Origin of the sequence: Halolactibacillus sp. JCM 19043, from assembly GCF_001310395.1 — a bacterium.
Taxonomy (GTDB): domain Bacteria; phylum Bacillota; class Bacilli; order Bacillales; family Amphibacillaceae; genus Halolactibacillus; species Halolactibacillus miurensis.
Map to the genome: position 1 here is coordinate 79,754 of NZ_BAXD01000007.1, position 22,150 is coordinate 101,903.

19 protein-coding genes, 3 pseudogenes and 1 riboswitch are annotated in these 22,150 nt (G+C 39.4%); all 22 genes and pseudogenes read left to right on the top strand.

The window, feature by feature from the left end:
* Positions 1–306 precede the first annotated feature (306 nt).
* The 22 genes and pseudogenes from pflB (at position 307) to JCM19043_RS05975 (ending at position 22,013) form a co-directional block, all read left to right on the top strand.
* Positions 307–2,563, top strand: a pseudogene (pflB, locus tag JCM19043_RS05870) (formate C-acetyltransferase).
* A 78-nt stretch (positions 2,564–2,641) separates the two neighbouring features.
* Entirely contained in the window at positions 2,642–3,394 is a 753-nt protein-coding gene (gene pflA / locus JCM19043_RS05875; RefSeq protein WP_177220730.1) for a pyruvate formate-lyase-activating protein, read from the top strand.
* A gap of 236 nt (positions 3,395–3,630) precedes the next feature.
* Entirely contained in the window at positions 3,631–4,230 is a 600-nt protein-coding gene (locus tag JCM19043_RS05880) for a nitroreductase family protein (RefSeq protein WP_062320820.1), read from the top strand.
* A 452-nt stretch (positions 4,231–4,682) separates the two neighbouring features.
* Positions 4,683–5,498, top strand: coding sequence for a ZIP family metal transporter (locus tag JCM19043_RS05885; protein WP_062320822.1), 816 nt, complete (start codon positions 4,683–4,685; stop codon positions 5,496–5,498).
* A 103-nt stretch (positions 5,499–5,601) separates the two neighbouring features.
* Entirely contained in the window at positions 5,602–5,925 is a 324-nt protein-coding gene (locus JCM19043_RS05890) for a hypothetical protein (protein ID WP_218161163.1), read from the top strand.
* 152 nt (positions 5,926–6,077) lie between these two features.
* On the top strand, positions 6,078–7,400 hold the full coding sequence (locus JCM19043_RS05895; RefSeq protein ID WP_062320825.1) for an APC family permease: 1,323 nt from the start codon (positions 6,078–6,080) through the stop codon (positions 7,398–7,400).
* Positions 7,401–7,509: 109 nt separating this feature from the next.
* On the top strand, positions 7,510–7,929 hold the full coding sequence (locus tag JCM19043_RS05900; protein ID WP_062320827.1) for an organic hydroperoxide resistance protein: 420 nt from the start codon (positions 7,510–7,512) through the stop codon (positions 7,927–7,929).
* A 255-nt stretch (positions 7,930–8,184) separates the two neighbouring features.
* Positions 8,185–8,985, top strand: a complete 801-nt coding sequence (gene proC / locus JCM19043_RS05905; protein WP_062320829.1) for a pyrroline-5-carboxylate reductase — start codon at positions 8,185–8,187, stop codon at positions 8,983–8,985.
* A gap of 49 nt (positions 8,986–9,034) precedes the next feature.
* The gene (locus JCM19043_RS05910; RefSeq protein ID WP_062320831.1) at positions 9,035–9,478 is read left to right on the top strand and encodes a flavodoxin; all 444 of its coding nucleotides are present in this window, start codon (positions 9,035–9,037) and stop codon (positions 9,476–9,478) included.
* 172 nt (positions 9,479–9,650) lie between these two features.
* Positions 9,651–10,613 carry a LacI family DNA-binding transcriptional regulator gene (locus tag JCM19043_RS05915; protein ID WP_062320833.1) on the top strand — a complete coding sequence of 321 codons (963 nt, stop codon included), beginning with the start codon at positions 9,651–9,653 and terminating at the stop codon, positions 10,611–10,613.
* A gap of 188 nt (positions 10,614–10,801) precedes the next feature.
* The gene (locus tag JCM19043_RS05920) at positions 10,802–11,755 is read left to right on the top strand and encodes a sugar ABC transporter permease (RefSeq protein WP_062320836.1); all 954 of its coding nucleotides are present in this window, start codon (positions 10,802–10,804) and stop codon (positions 11,753–11,755) included.
* Between the two features lie 18 nt (positions 11,756–11,773).
* Positions 11,774–12,667: pseudogene (locus JCM19043_RS05925) on the top strand (carbohydrate ABC transporter permease).
* A 16-nt stretch (positions 12,668–12,683) separates the two neighbouring features.
* A complete protein-coding gene (locus JCM19043_RS05930) occupies positions 12,684–14,279 on the top strand; it encodes an extracellular solute-binding protein (RefSeq protein WP_062320838.1) in 1,596 nt (531 codons plus the stop codon).
* Between the two features lie 22 nt (positions 14,280–14,301).
* Entirely contained in the window at positions 14,302–15,750 is a 1,449-nt protein-coding gene (locus JCM19043_RS05935) for a glycoside hydrolase family 32 protein (RefSeq protein ID WP_231631420.1), read from the top strand.
* Between the two features lie 10 nt (positions 15,751–15,760).
* On the top strand, positions 15,761–16,723 hold the full coding sequence (locus JCM19043_RS05940) for a carbohydrate kinase (protein WP_197274753.1): 963 nt from the start codon (positions 15,761–15,763) through the stop codon (positions 16,721–16,723).
* A 19-nt stretch (positions 16,724–16,742) separates the two neighbouring features.
* Positions 16,743–17,348, top strand: a complete 606-nt coding sequence (locus JCM19043_RS05945) for a YesL family protein (protein WP_062320842.1) — start codon at positions 16,743–16,745, stop codon at positions 17,346–17,348.
* A gap of 179 nt (positions 17,349–17,527) precedes the next feature.
* Positions 17,528–18,064: a signal peptidase I gene (gene lepB / locus JCM19043_RS05950; protein ID WP_062320845.1), complete on the top strand. Its 537-nt coding sequence runs from the start codon at positions 17,528–17,530 to the stop codon at positions 18,062–18,064.
* Positions 18,065–18,117: 53 nt separating this feature from the next.
* Positions 18,118–18,223, top strand: a riboswitch (TPP riboswitch).
* Between the two features lie 97 nt (positions 18,224–18,320).
* Entirely contained in the window at positions 18,321–19,169 is an 849-nt protein-coding gene (gene thiD / locus JCM19043_RS05955) for a bifunctional hydroxymethylpyrimidine kinase/phosphomethylpyrimidine kinase (RefSeq protein ID WP_062320846.1), read from the top strand.
* A 65-nt stretch (positions 19,170–19,234) separates the two neighbouring features.
* Positions 19,235–19,956: pseudogene (gene thiM / locus JCM19043_RS05960) on the top strand (hydroxyethylthiazole kinase).
* Positions 19,956–20,591 carry a thiamine phosphate synthase gene (gene thiE / locus JCM19043_RS05965; RefSeq protein WP_062320850.1) on the top strand — a complete coding sequence of 212 codons (636 nt, stop codon included), beginning with the start codon at positions 19,956–19,958 and terminating at the stop codon, positions 20,589–20,591. Before thiM ends, thiE begins: the two are co-directional and overlap by 1 nt.
* Positions 20,592–20,675: 84 nt before the next feature.
* The gene (locus JCM19043_RS05970; protein ID WP_062320855.1) at positions 20,676–21,203 is read left to right on the top strand and encodes a type 1 glutamine amidotransferase domain-containing protein; all 528 of its coding nucleotides are present in this window, start codon (positions 20,676–20,678) and stop codon (positions 21,201–21,203) included.
* Between the two features lie 387 nt (positions 21,204–21,590).
* On the top strand, positions 21,591–22,013 hold the full coding sequence (locus JCM19043_RS05975; RefSeq protein WP_062320852.1) for a hypothetical protein: 423 nt from the start codon (positions 21,591–21,593) through the stop codon (positions 22,011–22,013).
* Positions 22,014–22,150 lie beyond the last annotated feature (137 nt).

A 22,150-nucleotide genomic window follows, 5' to 3' on the forward strand; every position in this document is an offset into this window, starting at 1 on the left:
AATAAGGCGTAAGTCATACTATAACAGATTGATACAGAATTTATCTGTCACAATTTCCTTGTAGCTGTACTATTCGTATTGAAAGTGATAAACCCTTATTTATCAAGGTTTTATCAAATGTATATTTATCTGTTTTATCAGAATCCTTTACCCCGATAAAATTTGAACAAATTATGAACATTGACTATAACAGTTCAAAAATGTGAGGAGATTCACTTTATTTTTTTGGTTCAGGGTATATACTAGAAGCATAAGTTAATTCATTCACAATTTTAAATGATATAAACACTCGAGGAGGAAGCGTAAATGAAAACTGTAGAAGAAGTAGCAAAGAGTAGCGCTTGGAACGGATTTGTTGACGGTCGCTGGAAAAAAGAAATTGATGTGCGTGACTTTATCATCAAAAACTTTACTGTTTATGAAGGAAATGAAGATTTCTTAGCAGGTCCAACTCAGGCAACGAAAGATCTTTGGGATCAAGTAATGGAACTTACAAAAGAAGAACGCGAACGTGGTGGCGTTTATGACTTAGATACAAAGATTGTTTCAACAATCACTTCTCACGATGCGGGATATTTAAACAAAGATAAAGAAAAGGTTGTTGGTGTTCAGACAGATGTGCCATTCAAACGTTCTTTACAACCATTTGGTGGTATCCGCATGGCATCAGTTTCAGCTGAATCTTACGGATATAAATTAGACCCAGAAGTAGAAAAAATCTTCACAGATTACCGCAAAACACACAACCAAGGTGTTTTTGATGCTTACACACCAGACATTCGTGCGGCGCGTCGTGCTGGTATCGTAACAGGACTTCCAGATGCTTATGGTCGTGGACGTATCATCGGTGACTACCGTCGTGTAGCCCTTTACGGTATTGATAAGTTAATGGCAGCTAAAAAAGCTGATTACGATTTAATTGGTGGCAACGGTGTAATGAGTGACGATGTGATTCGTGATCGTGAAGAGCATTCAGAACAATATCGTGCTTTAAATGAATTAAAACAATTAGGTGCGACTTACGGTTTTGATCTTTCTCGCCCAGCTGAAAATGCTCAAGAAGCTTTCCAATGGTTATACCTTGGTTACTTAGCAGCGATTAAAGAACAAAACGGTGCGGCAATGAGTCTTGGTCGTACATCAACCTTCTTAGATATCTACATTGAACGTGATATCGCTAATGGTGTGATGACAGAAGAAGAAGCACAAGAACTTGTGGATCACTTCGTTATGAAATTACGTCTTGTGAAGTTTGCAAGAACACCTGAATACAATGAATTATTCTCTGGTGACCCAACATGGGTAACAGAATCACTTGCTGGTATGGCGGAAGATGGTCGTCCACTTGTTACTAAGAACTCTTATCGTTTCTTACACACATTAGACAACTTAGGTCCAGCTCCAGAGCCAAACTTAACTGTTTTATGGTCAGTTAACTTACCAGAAAACTATAAAAAATATTGTGCAAAAATGTCGATTCAGTCCAGCTCAATTCAATATGAAAATGACGATTTAATGCGCAGCCATTATGGCGATGACTACGGTATTGCTTGTTGTGTATCAGCGATGCGTATTGGTAAGCAAATGCAATTCTTTGGGGCTCGTGTTAACTTAGCAAAAGCATTACTTTACTCAATCAACGGTGGTGTGGATGAGAAATCTAAAGCACAAGTAGCGCCAGCTTACGCACCAATTACTTCTGAGTACTTAGATTACGATGAAGTGATGAGTAAATATGACACTGTGTTAGACTGGTTATCAGGCGTTTACGTGAATGCTCTTAATATCATTCACTACATGCACGATAAGTACAGCTATGAAAGAATTGAAATGGCTCTACATGACCGTGAAGTATTCCGTACAATGGCATGTGGTATCGCAGGTCTTTCAGTTGTAGCTGACTCACTTTCAGCAATTAAATACGCAAAAGTCGTACCATCGTGACGAAGACGGTTTAGCTGTCGATTATGAAATCGAAGGCGACTTCCCTAAATACGGAAACAACGACGATCGCGTAGATGATATCGCGGCAGACTTAGTGAAGCGTTTTATGAATAAAGTAAAACAACACAAAACTTACCGTGATTCAACACATACGCAATCACTTCTTACGATTACATCAAACGTTGTATATGGTAAGAAAACAGGTAATACACCAGACGGACGTCGGGCAGGTGAACCATTTGCACCAGGGGCTAACCCACTTCACGGCCGTGACGAAAATGGTTCATTAGCGTCACTTATGTCAGTCGCTAAAATGCCATATGAGTACGCAATGGATGGTATTTCAAACACATTCTCAATCGTACCAAAAGCACTTGGTAAAGATGCTGACACTCAAAAAGCTAACTTAGCAGCAATGCTTGATGGTTATGCGAAGAAAAATGGTCACCACTTAAATGTTAACGTATTTGATCGTGAAACATTACTTGATGCGATGGAACATCCAGAAGAGTATCCACAATTAACGATCCGTGTATCAGGTTACGCTGTTAACTTCATCAAGTTAACGAGAGAACAACAAATCGATGTTATTAACCGTACTTTCCACGAAAGCATGTAAGTCGGTTTGAAATAAGGTATAATCGTATAGGAGGAGACTTGTCTCCTCCTATATCTTTTATCATCAGGGGGTATTCACATGAAAGGACGCATTCACTCAATTGAAACACTTGGTACAGTAGATGGCCCAGGTTTACGTTATATTATTTTTACACAAGGTTGCTTATTACGCTGCCAGTTTTGTCATAATCCAGATACATGGAAGATGTCGGGCGGTAAAGAGATGACTGTGGAAGAACTTGTCACAGATATTGTGAAATACAAGGATTTTTTCGATTCATCAGGCGGAGGTGTAACAGTAAGTGGCGGGGAACCTTTAATTCAAGCGGAATTTTTACTTGAATTGTTTACTGAACTGAAGAAACATGATATTCATACATGTATCGATTCATCAGGTGGATGTTTCAGTCGTGCCCCTCGCTTTATTGAAACACTCGATAAATTAATGGATGTCACTGATTTAATCCTTTACGATTTAAAACAAATTGATCCTGAGAAACACAAAGTTCTTACGGGTGTTTCAAATGATCATATTTTAGACATGGCCCGTTACTTAGATGAAAAGAATGTCCCGATTTGGGTACGTCACGTGCTAATTCCTGGCGGTAGTGATGATGATGTGTTATTACAACGCTTATCTGACTTTATTGCCACGCTGTCTAACGTTGAACGAATTGACGTGTTGCCGTATCACAAGTTAGGTGTGTATAAATGGGAAAACCTCGGTTTAGATTATCAATTAGAAGGTGTTGAACCACCGACTGAAGACCGAGTGAAAAATGCAGAAGCGATTTTAAATCGTGAAAAAACCATTGCGATCCCACAATCTTAAATAGAATAATCAAGACCTACAAGCCTTTTGCTTGTAGGTCTTTTTGAGTTAGCTCACGGTGTGGCAGTGAGCTAACGATGGTGAAAGGGTGATTGCTTTTTACATGCGTCCAATTTTAATTTGGAATCAATATAAGTTGCTTACAAATGAAAATCGTCAGTGTTTAAAGGAGGGATCGTTCGGTAATAGTACAGATAACAGAAAAATTTTATCATACTGAAGGAGGAAATATTTCTATGTCAAAATTATTGCGACAAGCTATTGAGGAACGTCGGTCATATTACGCGATTAGCGATGAAGAGATTGTTTCAAAAGAAAACGTTGAGGAAGTCGTCCAATTTGCGGTGAAACATTCGCCGTATGCGTTTAATTCACAAAGTGGCCGGGTGGTGATTTTGTTTAATGACCATCACAAAGCACTTTGGGATCTAACGAAAGAACATCTACGTCCACTCGTAAAAGAAGAAAATTTTCATAAAACAAAAGCGCGAATTGACTCGTTTAAAGCGGGTTATGGAACGGTGTTGTTCTTCGAAGATACTGAGGTAGTCAAAGGCCTAGGTGAACAAATGCCATTGTATAAAGATAAATTCGAAACCTGGTCGGAACAAGCGTCGGGTATGTTGCAATATGTCGTCTGGACAGCCTTAGAAGCAGAAGGGTTAGGTGCCTCCTTGCAGCATTATAATCCGTTGATTGACGATGATGTCAAAGCACGCTTTGATATTCCAAAAGCATGGAGCTTACGTGCGCAAATGCCGTTTGGCAAACCAGAAGAAGCACCGGGCGAAAAAACTTTCCAATCAGTAGATGAGCGGATCAAAGTTTTTAAATAGTAAAAAGCGAGAAGACGGAATAATGCCTACCTCAATACTACTTCAGTATTGAGGTATTTTTTATCTAAATTAGGCGAGAAAACCCCCATCTTCAAGGAATGTTATGGCTAAGCCCAATGAGTAAGTGGGGATGAATCGCCTTTGGGCAAGGGATGGGACTTCCCCGTCTTAATAAGATTAAAATGGACCATGTGACACATTACTACGAACCGGCAACTACGACAAAGTTGAATGCTTTTTCTTGATTAAGTGTTTAAAAAAATGACGAATGGATGCACGGATAAAAAAAGTATGAATAAATTATGAATAACGATATCCAACAAATGAAAGATACTTTTTTTTAAAAAAGTTTACCTAAGGCAAAAATATTGGTATAATCCATAATAGAGATGAAAATATAAAACTATAGTAAGAAATCAAAGTATATTTGGAAAGAGAAAGGAGTTACACGTATGGTAGAGTTTTTTACTCAGTTACCACCGGTCATGCAGGCGCTCGTTGCGACACTGTTTACTTGGGGGATGACGGCGCTTGGGGCAGCCCTTGTTTTTACCACGAAGGGCGTGAATCAAAAGTTTCTTGATGCGATGTTAGGTTTTGCGGGTGGTGTGATGATTGCGGCAAGTTATTGGTCACTGTTAGCACCGGCTATTGAAATGGCAGAACAAGATAAGTGGCCTGCTTGGTTACCAGCGGCTGTTGGATTTATGTTAGGGGGTATCTTTTTATGGGGGATTGATAAAGTTATTCCCCACGTTCACCCGAACGCTCGACTGGATACGGCAGAAGGGATTCACCCGGATCGCCGGCGTCGTAGTACACTGTTAGTGCTCGCGATTACGCTTCATAACATTCCGGAAGGTTTAGCGGTTGGGGTTGCTTTTGGTGCGGTTGCGGCTGGATTTGACACAAGTTCACTTGCGGCAGCTGTCACACTTGGTATTGGTATTGGAATTCAGAACTTCCCAGAAGGAACGGCTGTTTCAATGCCACTCAGACGTGAAGGCATGTCAAGAAGACGCAGCTTTATGTATGGTCAGTTCTCTGGGATGGTCGAACCGATTGCAGCAGTGATTGGTGTGTTACTTGTGACCTGGATGGAACCAATTTTACCGTTAGCGCTTAGCTTTGCGGCCGGTGCGATGATTTTCGTTGTCGCAGAAGAAGTCATTCCAGGATCGCAAGAAAATGGTAACCGAGATTTAGCGTCCATGGCGTTAATGGTTGGTTTTACTGTGATGATGGTTTTAGATGTTGCATTAGGTTAAAGGTAAAGTCACACGTAGAGTGTGGCTTTTTTGTTTTGAATCCATATCAAGAGGCTATACTTAAATATAATGGTTCAAAAAAATGGAGGAGTGATTTGGCGTGATGACAAAACGTTTAAAAATGTCGTTGATAGGTGGGATTATTTTAGGGCTTTTCTGTGTTGTTGGTGCTTATATTCGTTCGGGATTTGATGCATCGCTTACGTTTGTGTTTGCGCTTTGGTATAACCGGGTCATAATGGGGCTCGTCATTGGTGCTGCTTGGCCGAAAGTGACTAAGAAACAAGTAGCCTTACGAGGTGCAGTCCTTGGTCTTCTCGTGTCGTTTGCCTTCTATGCGACGAGTGGTTATGTTGATGTCGTTAGTTTTCTCGCGGGTATTGTGTACGGCATTATTTTAGAAGTATGGCTAAAACGTTATGAATAGTAGTATCGTCTAAATATAAGTTGATAACTTGTAAAAAAGAAGCGACGAAAGTCATTTCTTTATTTAATACTTATAAATTGGTTTTAATTCCAATAATGAAGGTAAAGTTAATAGTAGTCAGTTATTTAATGACGTTCAAAAGGAGGTCAAGCATGAGTGAATATAAAGAGAATAGCATTAAACTAATTGGTGCGGTCGGCCTTGGTACGGGTGTCATGATTAGCGCAGGTATTTTTGCCCTGCTTGGTCAAGTCGCAGAATTAAGTGGGAAATGGTTTCCGCTCATTTTCGTTCTCGGTGGGATCGCCACCGGTTTTAGTGCGTACTCTTATCAAAAACTTAGTCAAGCTTATCCATCAGCTGGTGGAATTGGTATGTACTTAGTCAAAGAATATGGAAAAGGAACGGTTGCGGCATTTGCGTCGTTACTGATGGCTTTTTCAATGGTCATTAATCAAAGTCTCGTTGCTCGTACCTTCGGTACGTATACGCTTCAGTTATTTGACGCGGATACCGGTTCGTACTGGGTACAAATTTTAGGTGTTAGTCTGTTGTTGTTTGCTTTTTTAGTCAATATATCAGGTAATGCTTTTATTCAGTCATTTACGTCGATTGTCTCGTTACTTAAAATTATCGGATTGTTGATATTTGCTGGAGCCGGGCTTGTGCTTGTGAATTTTAGTTTTCAATTACCTGAATCGTCATCCCAAACACCGGAAGTGACAGGCATCAGTTTTGTTGCGGCGATTGCGTTAACGATTCTAAGTTTTAAAGGTTTTACGACCATCACCAATCAAGGGGAAGAAATTGAAAGACCGAAGAAAAATATTGCGCGTGCGATTACGCTATCGATTATCATTAGTCTCGTTGTTTATCTCTTGATTGCTTGGGCTGTGTCGACAAACTTGTCTCTAGCTGAGATTATTAACCAAAAAGATTACGCCTTAGCGGCAGCAGCTGAACCGGCACTTGGTTCACTTGGTGTGTGGTTTACAGTTATTATTGCCATTATTGCCACAATCTCAGGAATTATCGCGAGTGTATTTGCGGTATCGAGAATGCTGGCGATGCTAACCAATATGTCGCTCATTCCACACTCACACTTTGGTATGCCAGGCAGTATTCAAAAACACACACTCGTCTATACGGTCGTTATTGCGATGGTGTTAACAGTGCTCTTTGATCTTAGTCGGATTGCTTCGATGGGGGCGATTTTATATTTAGTGATGGATATTTTAATCCACTGGGGACTATTCTATAAGCTAAAAGATGAGGTAAATAGTCATCGTGTCATCGTAGGTGGTGCAATATTGATTGATAGTATTGTTTTAATTGCTTTTGTCATCTATAAATTCCAGACCGATTTACTGATTGTCGGCGTGTCATTACTTGTGTTGGTGGCAACCTATCTGATGGAAAAATTCTTTCTTAAACATAAGCGGGAACAGGGAGAGTTAAATCATTCTCATCACTAACAACTAGTGAGAAAGACTTAAATTCACTATTTTTATACGGAAGGGTTTAGAAACCCGATTAAGAAGGTAAACATAGTATGAAACTAATTATAAAGGAGCGGATCAAGTTATGAGTAATGTTTTATTTACGTCCCATGCGACAGCAACAGGTGGCCGCGATGGTCATGTAAAATCAGATGATGGTTTGATCGATTTAAATTTAGTGAACCCAGCCGGAGGTAGTGGTGAAACAGGCTCTAACCCTGAACAGCTATTTGCGGCAGGTTATGCCGCTTGCTATGATGGCGCATTAAATTTAATGGCAGAACGCCAAAAGAAAGAGATTGAATCAACATTAACGGCAGATGTGAGTTTACTAAAAGACCCAAGCGATAACGGTTTTAAAATTGGTGTCGTATTACATGTAGAGATTAAAGGGGTCTCACAAGAAGAAGCAGAACACCTCGCAGAACTTGCTCACAACTTCTGCCCATACTCTAAAGCAACCAGGGGTAACATCGATGTTGAGTTAAAAGTAACAGGTAAGTAACGGCGTTTAAATATTTCAGTCAAAACAACAAGTGCCTTTTGGTGCTTGTTGTTTTGTTATGAATCAAGCTAACAATGTAAAGATACAACTGGATGCCTTCCTGTTGGATTTCTTTTTAAATGACCTTGTTTCGAAGATTATTTTTTTGTATAGTAAAGAATGGAGAAACGAGTGAGGCTTGTTTTTAATAGAGTAAAAACGGGTAATTATTCACGTAGCCTATGTACGTTAAAATGAATCTAGGGGGAATCTTTCATGTCAAAAGAAAAGATTTTAATGATTGGTGCCGGACGTATGGCGCAAGCGATCATTGATGGTTTAAAACATGCAGATTTTAGTGAAATCTTGGTTGGAAATAATGGAAACAGTGAACGATTAGAAGAAGTGGAAGCACGCTTTGGTGTGAGAACGACTAATCAGTGGCAAAATCACGTCTCAGACCAAGATATTATTATTTTAGCCGTTCCACCTGAAGCGCATGAAGAAGTATTAGCGTCACTCAGTGACGTTATTGATGGTCAACTCGTGCTTACGGTTGCGGCAGGGATTGATGTAAAATATCTTGAATCACATTTACCAGAAGGGACACCTGTCAGCTGGCTCATGCCAAATACGGCAGCATCAAAAGCAGAGTCGATGACGCTCTTTACTTTAGGGCATCATGTGACAGATGAACATGAATATTATATTGAAAAAATCCTGTTTAGTATCGGTCAGTTTAAAAAATTAACCGAGCAACAAGTGCATCAAATTACACCGATTACCGGGAGTGGTCCGGCCTTTGTCTACCGGTTTGCGGATGTGTTAATTAAAGAGGTGCAAAAAGCTGGTGTAACAGAAGTTGTGGCTAAACAGCTCGTGGCGCAAATGGTCAAAGGGGCATCAGAAATGTTAACGTCTGATTTAAAATGTCCACAAGACTTAATGGATGAAGTGGCGACACCAGGTGGTGTGACGGAAAAAGGCTTACAAGTATTAGATGAACATAACTTTGATCAGATGATTCAAGAGGCAATTCGGAAGTGCGTTGATTTTGCTTCTGGTGACGAAGAATAACTTGACAGTGAAAATCATTATCACTATGATAATGATGAGGTGAATATTTATGAAAATAGCAGTAGCTTATGCAAGTATGACAGGTAATACGGAGTGTATTGCTGATGAAATAAAGCGTTACTTAGACGAGAAAAATCTCGAACATAGTACCTTCCATATTCCAAGTGATGAGTTTTATGCCTTCGATTTAGCCGATTACGATGTGATTTTCTTTGGTAGTTACACGTACGGTGACGGGGATTTACCGTTTGAGTTGATGGATTTTTATGATGAGGTTGAAGATGAGGATTTATCAGGTAAACGCATTGGCTTATTCGGTTCATGTGATTCTTTTTATCCGTTATACGGCGTCGCGCTTGATCAATTTAAAGAACGTTTTGAGTCTGTCGGTGCTACAGTTTACGGTGAACTCGTTAAAGTTGACTTAGATCCAGACGAAGAAGATCTGAAGCATACTCGGGCGATGGTTGATGATGTACTAGCGTCGAAGTAAAGTGCTAATCAAAAACCTAACGTTAAATGAGACGTTAGGTTTTTTAGTGCAGAAAGAAGAAAGATAGACTCATTTTGGAAAAATGATGGTTAATATATTTGCAAAAAAATTAATTTAATTTACAATGAGACTATGCGATTGTTTCATTACTAAAAGGTATAGGAGATTTGTCATGAAAAAACCGAAATTGGCCGATGTAGCAAAATTGGCTGAAGTATCACCAACAACCGTGTCGCGTGTGCTCAACGACCGAGGATATATTGGTGAAAAAACACGTAAAAAAGTGTACGCTGCGATGGAAGAACTTAATTATTACCCGAATGAGATTGCGCGATCGTTATTCATTAATAAAACCTTTATCGTTGGTGTGATCTTTCCAACAACGAGTAATCCGTTTTATGGACAGTTAATCTATCATTTAGAAAATGTTTGTGAATCGCTAGGGTATAAAGTATTGCTTTGTAATAGTGGCGGGCGTGAAGATAAGGAACGTGCATACTTAGAGATGCTTCAACGACACCAAGTTGATGGCATTATTGCAGGTGCACACAATCGTGGCATTGATTTATATAAAAAATCGCGCATGCCTATCGTCAGTTTTGATCGTATTTTAGCCGATCACATTCCTGTTGTCTCTAGTGATAACTATCGTGGTGGTGAACTGGCAACACAACATTTAATTGATCGAGGATGTAAAAAAATCATTCATATTAATGGGCCAAGAGAATTAGAAACCCCCGCAAACCTGCGAAGAGATGCCTATGAAGATACGATGAAAAAGAATAACCTTCCTTACAGAACGTATGAAATCTCAGATACTTACTTAGAAGACTTGTTTAATGAGAACCTTGATCTAGAAGCTGTCTTTGCTAGTGATGATATGATTGCTTCGAAGGTTATAAATGAGGCAAAGAATAGAGGAATCCGTGTACCAGAAGATTTAAAAGTCATTGGTTATGATGGGGCTGAGGCGGTTCGCATGTTATTGCCGGATTTATCAACGATTCAACAACCGATTGAAGAAATTGCACGAGTATCTGTAGAAATACTGATGGAACAAATCAATCAATCAGATAACTTTGAAGTTAAAAATGTGACATTACCAGTAGAATTGATTAAAGGAAAAACAACATAGTTCCCTCAATTATTAAACTATGTTGTTTTTTAAAATTATTTTATGTCAACCGGTTGACATTCTTTCTTGCGGTCATTATAATCAAGATATAAATTTCAAGTTTTTATTACGTAATATGTCAACCGGTTGACATATTAATCGCCTTCTATTGTAAGCGCATACTAAGTAAAGGGAGAGTGTTAAACGTTATGAAACAAAAGCCAAGCAGAGGAAAAGGTGGGAAAAGCCGCATCGATAAAAAAGAATCGAAATGGGCTTATATTAAAAAGAATTATGTTCTTTATCTATTTTTACTTCCAGCTGTATTGTTAGTTTTTATATTTAATTATATTCCGATGTATGGGGTGTTAATTGCTTTTCAAGACTTTAGTGTAACGAAAGGGATCTTCGGAAGTGACTGGGTAGGGTTAGATCACTTTAGAAGTTTTCTCACATCACCTAACTTTATTAGAATTTTTATGAATACGATTAAATTAAGTGTCTACGGCTTAATTATTGGTTTTCCAGTACCGATTATTCTGGCGCTTATGCTGAATCAAGTACGACGGATGAATATTAAGAAAAATATTCAGTTAGTTATTTATGCACCACACTTTATTTCAACCGTTGTTATTGTTGGTATGCTATTTATTTTCTTATCACCGGCAGGTCCAATTAATGCTTTGATTACGCAGTTTACTGGTAACCCGGTATCATTTTTATCTGATCCTGCTTATTTTAGAACTATCTTTATTACTTCTGGTATATGGCAAGGAGCGGGCTTTTCATCTATCGTCTATGTCGCCGCATTGTCAAATGCTGATCCACAATTACATGACGCCGCAACACTTGACGGGGCATCGTTACTTCAACGGATTTGGCACATTGATGTGCAAGTGATTAAACCAATCATGGCGGTATTATTCATCTTAGCGATTGGTGGCATTATGGGTGTTGGATTTGAAAAAGCATATCTTTTACAAACAGATATGAATATACCGGCATCAGAAATTATTGATACGTATGTCTATAAACGTGGGTTATTAGCTGGTGACTGGTCGTTTGGTGCCGCTGTTGGACTATTTAATACAGTTATTGGTCTGATCTTACTCGTCATTGCGAATACTGTTGTAAAAAGATTAAATGGAGAAACACTTTACTAAAACAAGGAGGTTGATTGTATGGCACGTCATTCTTTAATAAATAATTCACCTGTTGATCGACTGATTTTATTCGTCAATAAGGTATTGCTCGTGTTAATTGTTCTAGCTGTTATTGTTCCCATTGCCTATGTCTTAATAGGGTCGTTCTTAAAACCAAATATCCTACTCAATCAAGGAATTTCATTCAATCCAGATCACTGGACGTTAGATGGATACCGCAGAATTTTTGAAGACGGTTCAATCGTAAGAGGATTTTTAAACTCAGTCTTTTATGCGTCTGGTTTTACGTTTGTTGCGGTAGTCTTCACTGTTTTGGCTGGTTATTCTTTATCAGTTGAAACACTCGTAGGTAAAAAAGTCATTACGATCTTCTTTTTATTCGCGATGTTCTTTAATGGTGGCATGATTCCAACCTATCTCGTTGTCCGAAACTTAGGGATGTTAAACACCCCTTGGGCGATTATTTTGCCGGGAGCCGTTGGCGTCTGGAATATTATTCTTACACGAACATTCTTTAAGGGGGTGCCAAACGAATTAAAAGAAGCAGCGCAAATTGATGGTGCAAGTGACTTGAAGATATTTTTAAGTGTCATTTTACCACTATCAAAACCAATTATTTTCGTCATTGCGTTGTTTGCTTTTATTGGTCAATGGAATTCATATTTCAATGCGATGATTTATTTGGATGATCAATCGCTCTATCCATTACAGTTAGTACTTCGCGAATATTAGTCCAAAACGAAGTACCGCCGGGTATGATTGCCGATCAATTAGCACGCGCTGAAATGCAAAGAATTGCTGAAATGATTAAGTACTCATCGATTGTTGTCGCAAGTTTACCGCTCATGGTCATGTATCCGTTTTTCCAAAAGTATTTCGAAAAAAGGTGTTATGGTAGGTTCACTAAAATAAAGTGGGGGTTATAAAAATGAAAAAAGTGATGGGATTATTACTCGTTATGTTAAGTCTTGTTTTAACAGCTTGTGGTGGAGGTAATGAACAAGCGCATTCTGATGATTATGAATTAGAAAATATAGAGTTTCCTTTAGAGGAAGAGGATGTCACATTAAAGTTTATGACATCAAGCTCAACGTTAGCACCTGAGGACCCTAATGATAAATTAATTTTCCAACGTTTAGAAGAAGAAACAGGTGTCCATGTTGATTGGTTAAACTTTACCGGTGACACGTTTGGTGAAAGAAGAAACCTTGCCCTAGCAACTGGTGACATGCCAGATGCAATCATGAACGCCGCTTTTAGTGATTATGAATTATTAAACTACGCCAATGACGGCGCGATTATTCCATTAAATGACTTGATTGATCAGTATATGCCGAATTTACAAGCGGTATTAGAGAAAGCGCCAGAATATGAGGCGATGATGACTGCACCTGATGGTAATATTTATTCCTTCCCTTGGATTGAAGAACTTGGTGAAGGGAAAGGAAGTATTCACTCAGTTGATAATTTCCCTTGGATAAATGTTCAATGGATCGAAGAGTTAGGGTTAGACATGCCCCAGACAACTGAGGAGTTAAAAGAAGTATTGATTGCTTTTAGAGACAACGACCCTGCAGGTGATGGTCAAACAATTCCAATGTCATTTATTATTAATGACGGCGGGCAAGACCCAGGCTTCTTATTTGCTTCATTTGGCCTTGGTGACAACTGGGATCATACCGTTGTGACAGATGACGGTGAAGTGCTACTAACATCTATGCAAGATGGCTATAAAGATGCGATTAATTTTATGAATGAATTGTATGAAGAACAATTAATTGATATCGAAGCATTTGAACATGATTGGCCAACTTACGTCGCAAAAGGACAAGAAGGTCGCTACGGTATGTACTTTACGTGGGATAAAGGAAATATTACCGGTATGGGTGATAATTATGACTTAATGAATCCACTTGCTGGACCTGACGGAACAGTGAATGTTGCGCGGACAAATGGGATGGGATTTGATCGTTCACGTATGGTTATTACGAGCGCTAACGAGAATTTAGAACTTACGGCCAAATGGATTGATCAGCTTTATGCACCGAAACAATCCGTTCAAAACAACTGGGGAACCTATGGTGATGATGAACTTCAAAATATCTTTGAATATGATGAAGCCGCAGATATGTTACGTCACTTGCCGTTAGACGGAGCGGCGCCAGTAGAATTAAGAGAGAAAACATCGATAGGCGGGCCGCTTGCTATTTTAGATAGTTACTATGGTAAAGATACAACTATGCCAGATGATGCTGCTTGGCGACTTGATTTAATGAATGACGTGATGGTACCGCACATGAGTGCTGAAAATATCTATCCAAAAGTGTTTTTTGATGAAGATGAATTAGATCGTATATCAACGATTGAAGCAGATCTCATTCCATATATTCACCGCATTAAAGCGGAATGGATTACGAACGGGAAAGCGGATGAAGAATGGGATGCTTACCTTGCAGAATTAGAACGATTAAATGTGCAAGAATGGTTAGAAATTAAACAAGAAGGATACGATCGATCGCAATAATAAAATAGAGAGGATGTTTAGCTTGCTAGAAATTAAACAGAGAAAGAATTATCGACCACAGCTTCGTTTTGCACCTAAAGAAAACTGGATGAATGACCCGAACGGCATGGTCTTTTATCGAGGGAAATATCATTTATTCTTTCAACATAATCCTGATAGCACCGTTTGGGGTCCTATGCACTGGGGACACGCGGTAAGTGAGGATATGGTTCATTGGGAAGAAAGAGCGATTGCTCTTTTCCCTGATGAACTAGGAATGATTTTCTCAGGAAGTATCGTTGTTGACTGGCATGACACAACCGGATTTTTTAATGGTGGACATGGCTTAGTGGCTATTTTCACCCATCATTTAGACCGGGAACAACAACCACCAGAACAATATCAAAGTTTAGCCTACAGCCTTGATGAAGGAGAGACGTGGATAAAATATGAACAGAATCCCGTTTTAATAAGTGAAGAAAAAATAGATTTTAGAGATCCTAAAGTATTTTGGTATGAAGAAACAAATAAATGGGTGATGATTTTAGCGACCGGACAAACCGTCATGATGTATTCATCTAAGGACTTAAAGGATTGGCGATTTGAAAGTGAATTTGGTGAAGGTGTTGGCTATCAAGAAGCGGTCTGGGAATGTCCGGATTTATTCGAACTACCTATCGACGGAACCACTGATAAGAAGTGGCTTATGATTGTTAGTGTCGGTGATAATGACAAACTTGATGTAGGTTCAAAAACGCAATATTTCATTGGGGACTTTGACGGCCGAGTGTTTTCACCGATTGATACAAATGTTCGCTGGCTTGACCATGGCCGGGATAATTATGCTGGTGTTAGTTTTTCAGATATACCAGAAGAAGACGGTAGAAGAATTTACTTAGGATGGATGAGCAATTGGCGTTATGCGAATGTCGTACCAACGGGTGGCTGGCGTAGTCAAATGACACTACCTCGCGTGTTATCATTAACACATAAAGGCGACTCACTGATTGCTAAGCAGGAGCCAGTGAGCGAACTATCACCCTATGTGACTGATCAGTTAGTGATGACAACACGTGATTTAACAGATGTCGTCACTGTACCAACATTTAAAGAAGCGATGCAGATTGATTTAGAGTTACAACTGGATGCTGCCGATCAGGTTGTGATCACACTCCAGTCACAAGAAGATGATCAATTAACGTTGACACTAGACGCTCATGATAGAATATTAATACTTGACCGAAGTAAAGCAGGACAAATAGACTTTTCGCCATTATTCAAAGAAGTGCAAACGGCACCAATCAATACGGGACATGTTCAGTTATCGATCGTGTTAGATCGGTCATCGATTGAACTATTTGTTGACGGTGGTACATCAGCACTAACAAGCCTTGTCTATCCACTTGAGCGCTTTTCTGACTTAATGGTAACATCAGTTAATCAGCGTTCGTCATTGGTTTCAGGTAAAGTCATGAGACTGAGTAAGGGGTGAACGAAAAGGTATGGTGAATAATATCGCATGTATTGGTGAATTACTGATTGACTTTTTTTGTACAGATATAGATGTTTCACTAGTGGAAGGTAAGTCGTTTGAGAAAAAAGCAGGCGGTGCGCCTGCAAATGTGGCGGCGGCTATTGCTAGACATGGTGGTGCGGCGTACTTTGTCGGAAAAGTAGGGGAAGATGCTTTTGGCACCTTCCTCGAACAATCCTTAACAGCCGCAAAAGTAAAAACAGATCATTTATTAAAAACAAACCTTGCTAAAACAACGTTAGCTTTTGTATCATTAGATTCAAGTGGTGAACGAGATTTTGAATTTATGCGAGGAGCGGATGGATTATTAGAGGGAAAGGATCTTGATCAAACCTTAATTGATTCGATGCATACGTTGCATTTTGGCTCAGCCACAGCTTTATTAACGGATCCTTTTCGCAAAACGTATATCAACATGATGAAAAAAGGACAGCAAAGGCAGCAATTTATCGCCTTTGATCCTAACTACCGTTCGGATCTTTGGGGTAATGATCAACCAGCTTTTGTTGAGTGGGTGTATCACTGCTTACCTTATGCTAATTATGTTAAAGTAAGTGAAGAGGAATTATTGTTATTAACGCAACAAGATAATATGGCTGAGGCAGTTGATCGGCTTCATGATGAGGGCGTGTCTCTCGTGACAGTGACACTAGGTAAGGCAGGGACTTATGTGTCTACGCGTGACTTTAAAAAAGTAATCAACAGTATTAAAGTTGAAGCAATCGATTCAACGGGGGCAGGAGATGCGTTTGTTGGCGCATTATTATCTCAGTTATCAACTTATGCTCAACCGCTTGAAGTGATTAAAAATGAAGCAGTATTAACAGAGATGATTACTTATGCTAATGTGACCGCAGCGCTTGTATGCACCAAAGTTGGCGCCATTGAATCAATACCTGAAGCAGACAAAGTGTTAGCATACATCAATTAATGGAAAGAGGTGGACTAAAATGTATCGTCAAAGCTGGTTTATAAAAGTAGGTACACTTGGTTTCCACCTCATTCTATTAAATATCTGTTTTTGGTTAGGGAGTGTATTGGGGCTAGGTATTATCGGCTTTTTCCCTAGTTTAGCAGCCCTTTTCTACGTTTTAAGACAAATGATTGTCTTTAAAGATGACGATGATGTGTTCAAAAAATATTGGAAGAGTTATAAAGAAAATCTATTGAAAGCAAATCTGTTAGGTTACCTGTATGTATTAGCCGTGGCGATACTCTATGGTAATTACCGCGTGGCCTTATTAATCGATCACGCCTTATTTTCAAAAGGCTATTTCTTTATCATTATTCTTCTAACCGCTATCGTTATATTAAGTTTGATGACGGTATTTCCGGTATTTGTTCACTATCATTTTCCTTTACGAGATTATCCAAAAGTCGCGCTTATTTATTCTGTCGCAAGACCGATTCAAACGATTATATCTGTCGGTCTAGTCTATGTGTTAGCTCAAGTGATGTTGGCTTATGCGGCGTTATTCTTGTTACTTGGCGTCAGTTTAATGGCATATGTTCTCATGAGAGTCGCAGCCACACATTTTTTAAAAGTGGATGATTAGATTGAGTGGTATCACGTAATGAATAGTGAGTGATGATCAAAAGGTTACGTCATAAATTAAATAGTCAAATTAAAATCTCGTGCTTTCTACGCATGAGGTTTTTTGTCTGTTCAGTGAAATCATGGATTTTCTTATGGAAAGCGCGTATAATAAGAAAAAAAGATAAATGAGGGTTAGAGATGGTAAAAGAATTGATTTCCTGGATCAAAGCCATTGTGATTGCATTGGTGATTGTGCTTGTCGTGAGAGAATTTGTGATGACGCCGTCTGTTGTTAAAGGAACGTCAATGGAACCGACCTTGCATGATGGTGACCGAATTATTATAAGTAAATTGGGCGAGTTAGAACGGTTTGACCAAATCGCTTTTGTTGCACCTGATTCAGTTATTGAAGAGAATTATGTGAAGCGCATCATTGGGTTACCGGGTGACTATGTTGAAGTAAAAGATGATGTGTTATTCATTAACGGGGTCAGTTATCCAGAAGTCTATTTAGAAGATGTCTTAAGTCAGTTGGATGGCTACACGTATACCGATGATTTTAGTATGAATGAATTAGGCTTAACGGAAGTACCTGAAGGGATGTATTTTGTCTTAGGAGATAATCGACCGGATAGCCGGGATAGTCGTTATTTTGGTGTGATTGAAGAAGACAGTGTGATTGGTGAAATCGTCTTTCGGATTTGGCCGCCAGAAGATATTGGCTTGCTTCAATAAGCTTGACAAACTTTCTCATATTCACTATGGTTAAGTTAACAAATAAATACGGATGAAACCGCTAGGGGCGCACATGTGTGCTGAGATAAAGTGAATCACTTTGGTCCCTTTGAACCTGATTTGGTTAGTACCAACGTAGGGAAGTGGGACTCTTGTGAAACCTAGCGTCTTTATTGGCGTTCGTTTTAATCATACACTCACAACCGTTCCTCGACCTATGAGGAGCGGTTTTTTGCGTCTACAAGGAGTGGAGAAAATGAAAAAAGTTCAAACAGCATTAACGATTGCCGGGACCGATCCAACAGGAGGTGCGGGTATTCAAGCGGACCTCAAGTCATTTGAAGAACGTTGTGTCTACGGTATGAGTGTGGTTACGTCTGTTGTTGCGCAAAATACGCAATGTGTATCGTTAATTCATCATCAACCAATTGAGATGATTGACAGGCAACTGGCCTGTGTCTTTGATGATATTCAACCAGATGCGATAAAGACAGGCATGATTGCGACCGAAGAAATGATGAGATTGATTGGTGACTATTTAACAAAATACCCCGATATTCCGTATGTATTAGACCCAGTCATGGTCGCAACGAGTGGCGATGTCTTAATGGAAGAGAGTTCTCGTGCGGTTATTCGGGAAGTATTAATTCCAAAAGCAACACTTGTGACACCGAATTTAAAAGAAGCAAGTTTGTTATTGGACCGTTCGATTACAACGTTAGAGGAGATGACACAAGCCGCGAAAGATCTGGTGCATGTGTTAGGTGCCAGCGCTGCAGTTGTAAAAGGTGGGCATTTAACTGAGGAAGCTACTGATGTCTTTTATGACGGGGGCGTAGTGCACTATTTAACGAAAGAAAGAGTCAAGACGAAACATACACATGGGACAGGTTGCACGTATAGTGCGGTTATTACCGCAGAACTTGCGAAAGGTCAATCGATGCTTGATGCGGTCAGTTTAGGAAAAGCGTTTATTCATGCTGCAATTTTTTACGGGATTGACCTCGGACGTGGTAACGGGCCGACGAATCATTTTGGTTACCGGTTAAAAGGGGTACCCAATGACATAAACACTTGTCAAGATACTAGAGGGGGTGAGGTATAATGCATTACTTAGAATTAGTAAAAGAACGCGCACCTCTCATTCACAACATCACGAATCAAGTCGTGATGAATGTTACCGCAAACGGGCTTTATGCCTCGGTGCTTCGCCGCTTATGGCGCATGAAAAAGAAGAAATGGATGACATTATAAATATTTCAGATGCGCTTGTTTTGAATATCGGTACAATCACAGAACCGGTGTTTCAGGCGATGCAAGTAGCGGGAAGAAAAGCTCAGGAAAAAGGGATTCCTATTGTGTTAGATCCCGTTGGTGTTGGCGCTTCAAATTACCGGATGCGTGTCGTTACACATTTACTTGAGACGTTAAAGATTAGTTTCATCAGAGGCAATGCGGCAGAAATTATGACCCTTGTCTCACTTAAACAAGCTGGTAAGGGTGTCGAAGGGGATATTGATACGGATGTAGGGACGATTGCGAGAGCCTTCTATCGGCGCTATCGTATCCCGGTTGTTGTGACGGGGAAAGAAGATATGATTTATAGTGGCAAAACACTTTACCGATTGAAAAACGGCTCGCCAATACTAAAACAGGTCACTGGGACGGGGTGTTTACTTACCTCTGTCATCGCCGCTTTTTTAGCCGTAGCTGATGATGATCATTATATCGAAGCTGCGGCAGAAGCAGTCAGTTTTTATACTGTCGCAAGTGAGGTAGCGGCAGAAAGAAGCGAACTACCAGGTTCTTTTCAAATGCATTTTATCGATTGTTTAGCTACCCTGAGTATTTCTGAATGGAAAAAACAAGCTGTGATTGAGGTGAGTAGCTAATGTTTCAGCGTGAATGGTTGAGGTTATATTTTATTTTTGGTGAGGCTTATATAGAAGAAGCTAGTTTACCGATTATTGAGGCAGCACTTAAGAGTGGGGTGACAATGTTTCAGTTACGAGAGAAAGGTCCCTTTGCGCTCAAGGGTACTGCCCTTATTGAATACGGATATAAAGTGAAAGCGTTATGTAGACAATATCGTGTACCATTTGTTGTGAATGATGATCTTGAACTGGCGATGGCACTAGGTGCTGATGGCGTTCATCTCGGTCAAGATGATGTGTCGATTGAACAAGCAAGAGCCGTGTTGCCAAAAGAGATGTTTATCGGGATATCGGCAACGAATCTTGAAGAAGCAATCATAGCAAAAAAACGAGGCGCTGACTATATTGGGGTAGGTCCAATTTATCCAACCTTAACTAAAGCAGATGCAAAAATACCCATTGGATTTTCAAGGTTAAAAGCAATTAAAGATCATGTAGGAGATACCCCTATAGTTGCGATTGGTGGCTTAAGGGCCAGAGATATGCCTCGGTTAAAGAAGTATCATATTGATGGCGCGGCGGTTATTTCAGAGATTGGTTACCAACAAGATGTTTCGGCTAGTGTTATATCATTTCTTTCGTCATACAATTAAATCCAACAAAAGGTGGAGTTTAACTCGGGTATTTTACGGTTAAACATAAAGAAGAGCGACAAAACTTAAGGAGGCTAAAGTGTGATGAAGTTAAAAGATACACGCGTGTTACAAGTTGTTGACGAAGCGTTTGAAGATTTAGAATTATGGTACCCTGTCCTAAGAATGCGAGAAGCTGGGGCTACGGTCGATATTGCTGGTACGGAAAAAGGTAAAGTCTACACTGGGAAGTACGGTGTGCCGTGTGAATCAACGCATGCCTTTGAAGATATTGACCCAGCGGATTATGATGTGTTACTCGTCCCAGGTGGCTGGGCGCCAGATAAACTGCGCCGTTACGACAGTGTGTTGAATATTGTCAAAGCGATGGATCAAGATAAGAAAGTGATTGGTCAGATTTGTCATGCAGGTTGGGTGCTGATCTCAGCTGATATTGTTAGGGATGTAACAATGACAAGTACACCAGCGCTTATCGATGATTTAAAAAATGCGGGTGCCACCTGGATTGATGAACCAGTCGTCAAATCGGGGCATATTATTTCTAGTCGGAGACCAAGTGACTTGCCGCAGTATATGGAAACAATTATCGAAGCGGTCGTTAAAGATTTATAAAAAATGGATCGATAGGTTTAGAGCCTATCGGTCTTTTTATGTTGTTAAATTAAAAAAATGGGTTCTTTGTCAAATGGAGATTGATTGTGACTCATTGATTTTTTAGAGGATTAGAAATGGATAGATTAACAAAAGGAAAAGTTAAATCAAGCCATTTAAAAGAATGTATACAGAGATTTTATGCTGTTGTAATTAAACATGTGGACAATTATCTTATATGGTTTTAAGTATTTAACACTAGAGAATCAAAACGGATATAGAAAAATAATTATTAAAAGGAATTTGGTGCGAAAACTGAACGCTATGATACACTTAGATTAGATAAAATTAACTGTTATTACTTGTTCAACTAACGAACTGGTTATAATTAATAATGGAGCGGTAAATATGAAAAGAAAAATGTATATCCTTACAGTTGTCGTATTTTTAATAATAGCAGCACTTTGGTGGGGTCAATATAAGCAAAATAAAGAATTAACCAATTTTCATCAACCTATCACAATAAATCAAGTTGAGGCGATTCACTTATGGGAAAAGGGTACAGATATAAAAAGAGTACCAAAAAGTGAATGTATAAAAATTGTTGAATGGTTTAATCAGTATGACCCACAGAAAATCTCAGAAGAAAAAGTCCCGCTTTCTAATGCTCAAGTAGTTGTTGATACAGTAGAAGGGGCAACGATCATTATTAATTACATAGATGGGAGAATATATGTGAGTAGATATGATGTTGGTGAAAGTAATTTACAGTATGAATTCCTTGATGATGCGCCCGAATTAGAGAACTTCTTTGAGGAACTTATCAATTAAAAGTTAATCCAGATAAATGGTGCGTTAGTTAGATAAGTGAATAAGCAGAATCGCTATTGTTGAGTTATTGAACTACCCCCACCTAACATTCTCACGAATGTTTGAGGAAGGGGATTCCATAAGGACACCACAAAGGT

Bases quoted from the DNA above. Each gene is read 5' to 3' on its own strand.
- pflA (WP_177220730.1), top strand. From the start codon at position 2,642: ATGAAAGGACGCATTCACTCAATTGAAACACTTGGTACAGTAGATGGC.
- JCM19043_RS05880 (WP_062320820.1), top strand. From the start codon at position 3,631: ATGTCAAAATTATTGCGACAAGCTATTGAGGAACGTCGGTCATATTAC.
- JCM19043_RS05885 (WP_062320822.1), top strand. From the start codon at position 4,683: ATGGTAGAGTTTTTTACTCAGTTACCACCGGTCATGCAGGCGCTCGTT.
- JCM19043_RS05890 (WP_218161163.1), top strand. From the start codon at position 5,602: ATGACAAAACGTTTAAAAATGTCGTTGATAGGTGGGATTATTTTAGGG.
- JCM19043_RS05895 (WP_062320825.1), top strand. From the start codon at position 6,078: ATGAGTGAATATAAAGAGAATAGCATTAAACTAATTGGTGCGGTCGGC.
- JCM19043_RS05900 (WP_062320827.1), top strand. From the start codon at position 7,510: ATGAGTAATGTTTTATTTACGTCCCATGCGACAGCAACAGGTGGCCGC.
- proC (WP_062320829.1), top strand. From the start codon at position 8,185: ATGTCAAAAGAAAAGATTTTAATGATTGGTGCCGGACGTATGGCGCAA.
- JCM19043_RS05910 (WP_062320831.1), top strand. From the start codon at position 9,035: ATGAAAATAGCAGTAGCTTATGCAAGTATGACAGGTAATACGGAGTGT.
- JCM19043_RS05915 (WP_062320833.1), top strand. From the start codon at position 9,651: ATGAAAAAACCGAAATTGGCCGATGTAGCAAAATTGGCTGAAGTATCA.
- JCM19043_RS05920 (WP_062320836.1), top strand. From the start codon at position 10,802: ATGAAACAAAAGCCAAGCAGAGGAAAAGGTGGGAAAAGCCGCATCGAT.
- JCM19043_RS05930 (WP_062320838.1), top strand. From the start codon at position 12,684: ATGAAAAAAGTGATGGGATTATTACTCGTTATGTTAAGTCTTGTTTTA.
- JCM19043_RS05940 (WP_197274753.1), top strand. From the start codon at position 15,761: ATGGTGAATAATATCGCATGTATTGGTGAATTACTGATTGACTTTTTT.
- JCM19043_RS05945 (WP_062320842.1), top strand. From the start codon at position 16,743: ATGTATCGTCAAAGCTGGTTTATAAAAGTAGGTACACTTGGTTTCCAC.
- lepB (WP_062320845.1), top strand. From the start codon at position 17,528: ATGGTAAAAGAATTGATTTCCTGGATCAAAGCCATTGTGATTGCATTG.
- thiD (WP_062320846.1), top strand. From the start codon at position 18,321: ATGAAAAAAGTTCAAACAGCATTAACGATTGCCGGGACCGATCCAACA.
- thiE (WP_062320850.1), top strand. From the start codon at position 19,956: ATGTTTCAGCGTGAATGGTTGAGGTTATATTTTATTTTTGGTGAGGCT.
- JCM19043_RS05970 (WP_062320855.1), top strand. From the start codon at position 20,676: ATGAAGTTAAAAGATACACGCGTGTTACAAGTTGTTGACGAAGCGTTT.
- JCM19043_RS05975 (WP_062320852.1), top strand. From the start codon at position 21,591: ATGAAAAGAAAAATGTATATCCTTACAGTTGTCGTATTTTTAATAATA.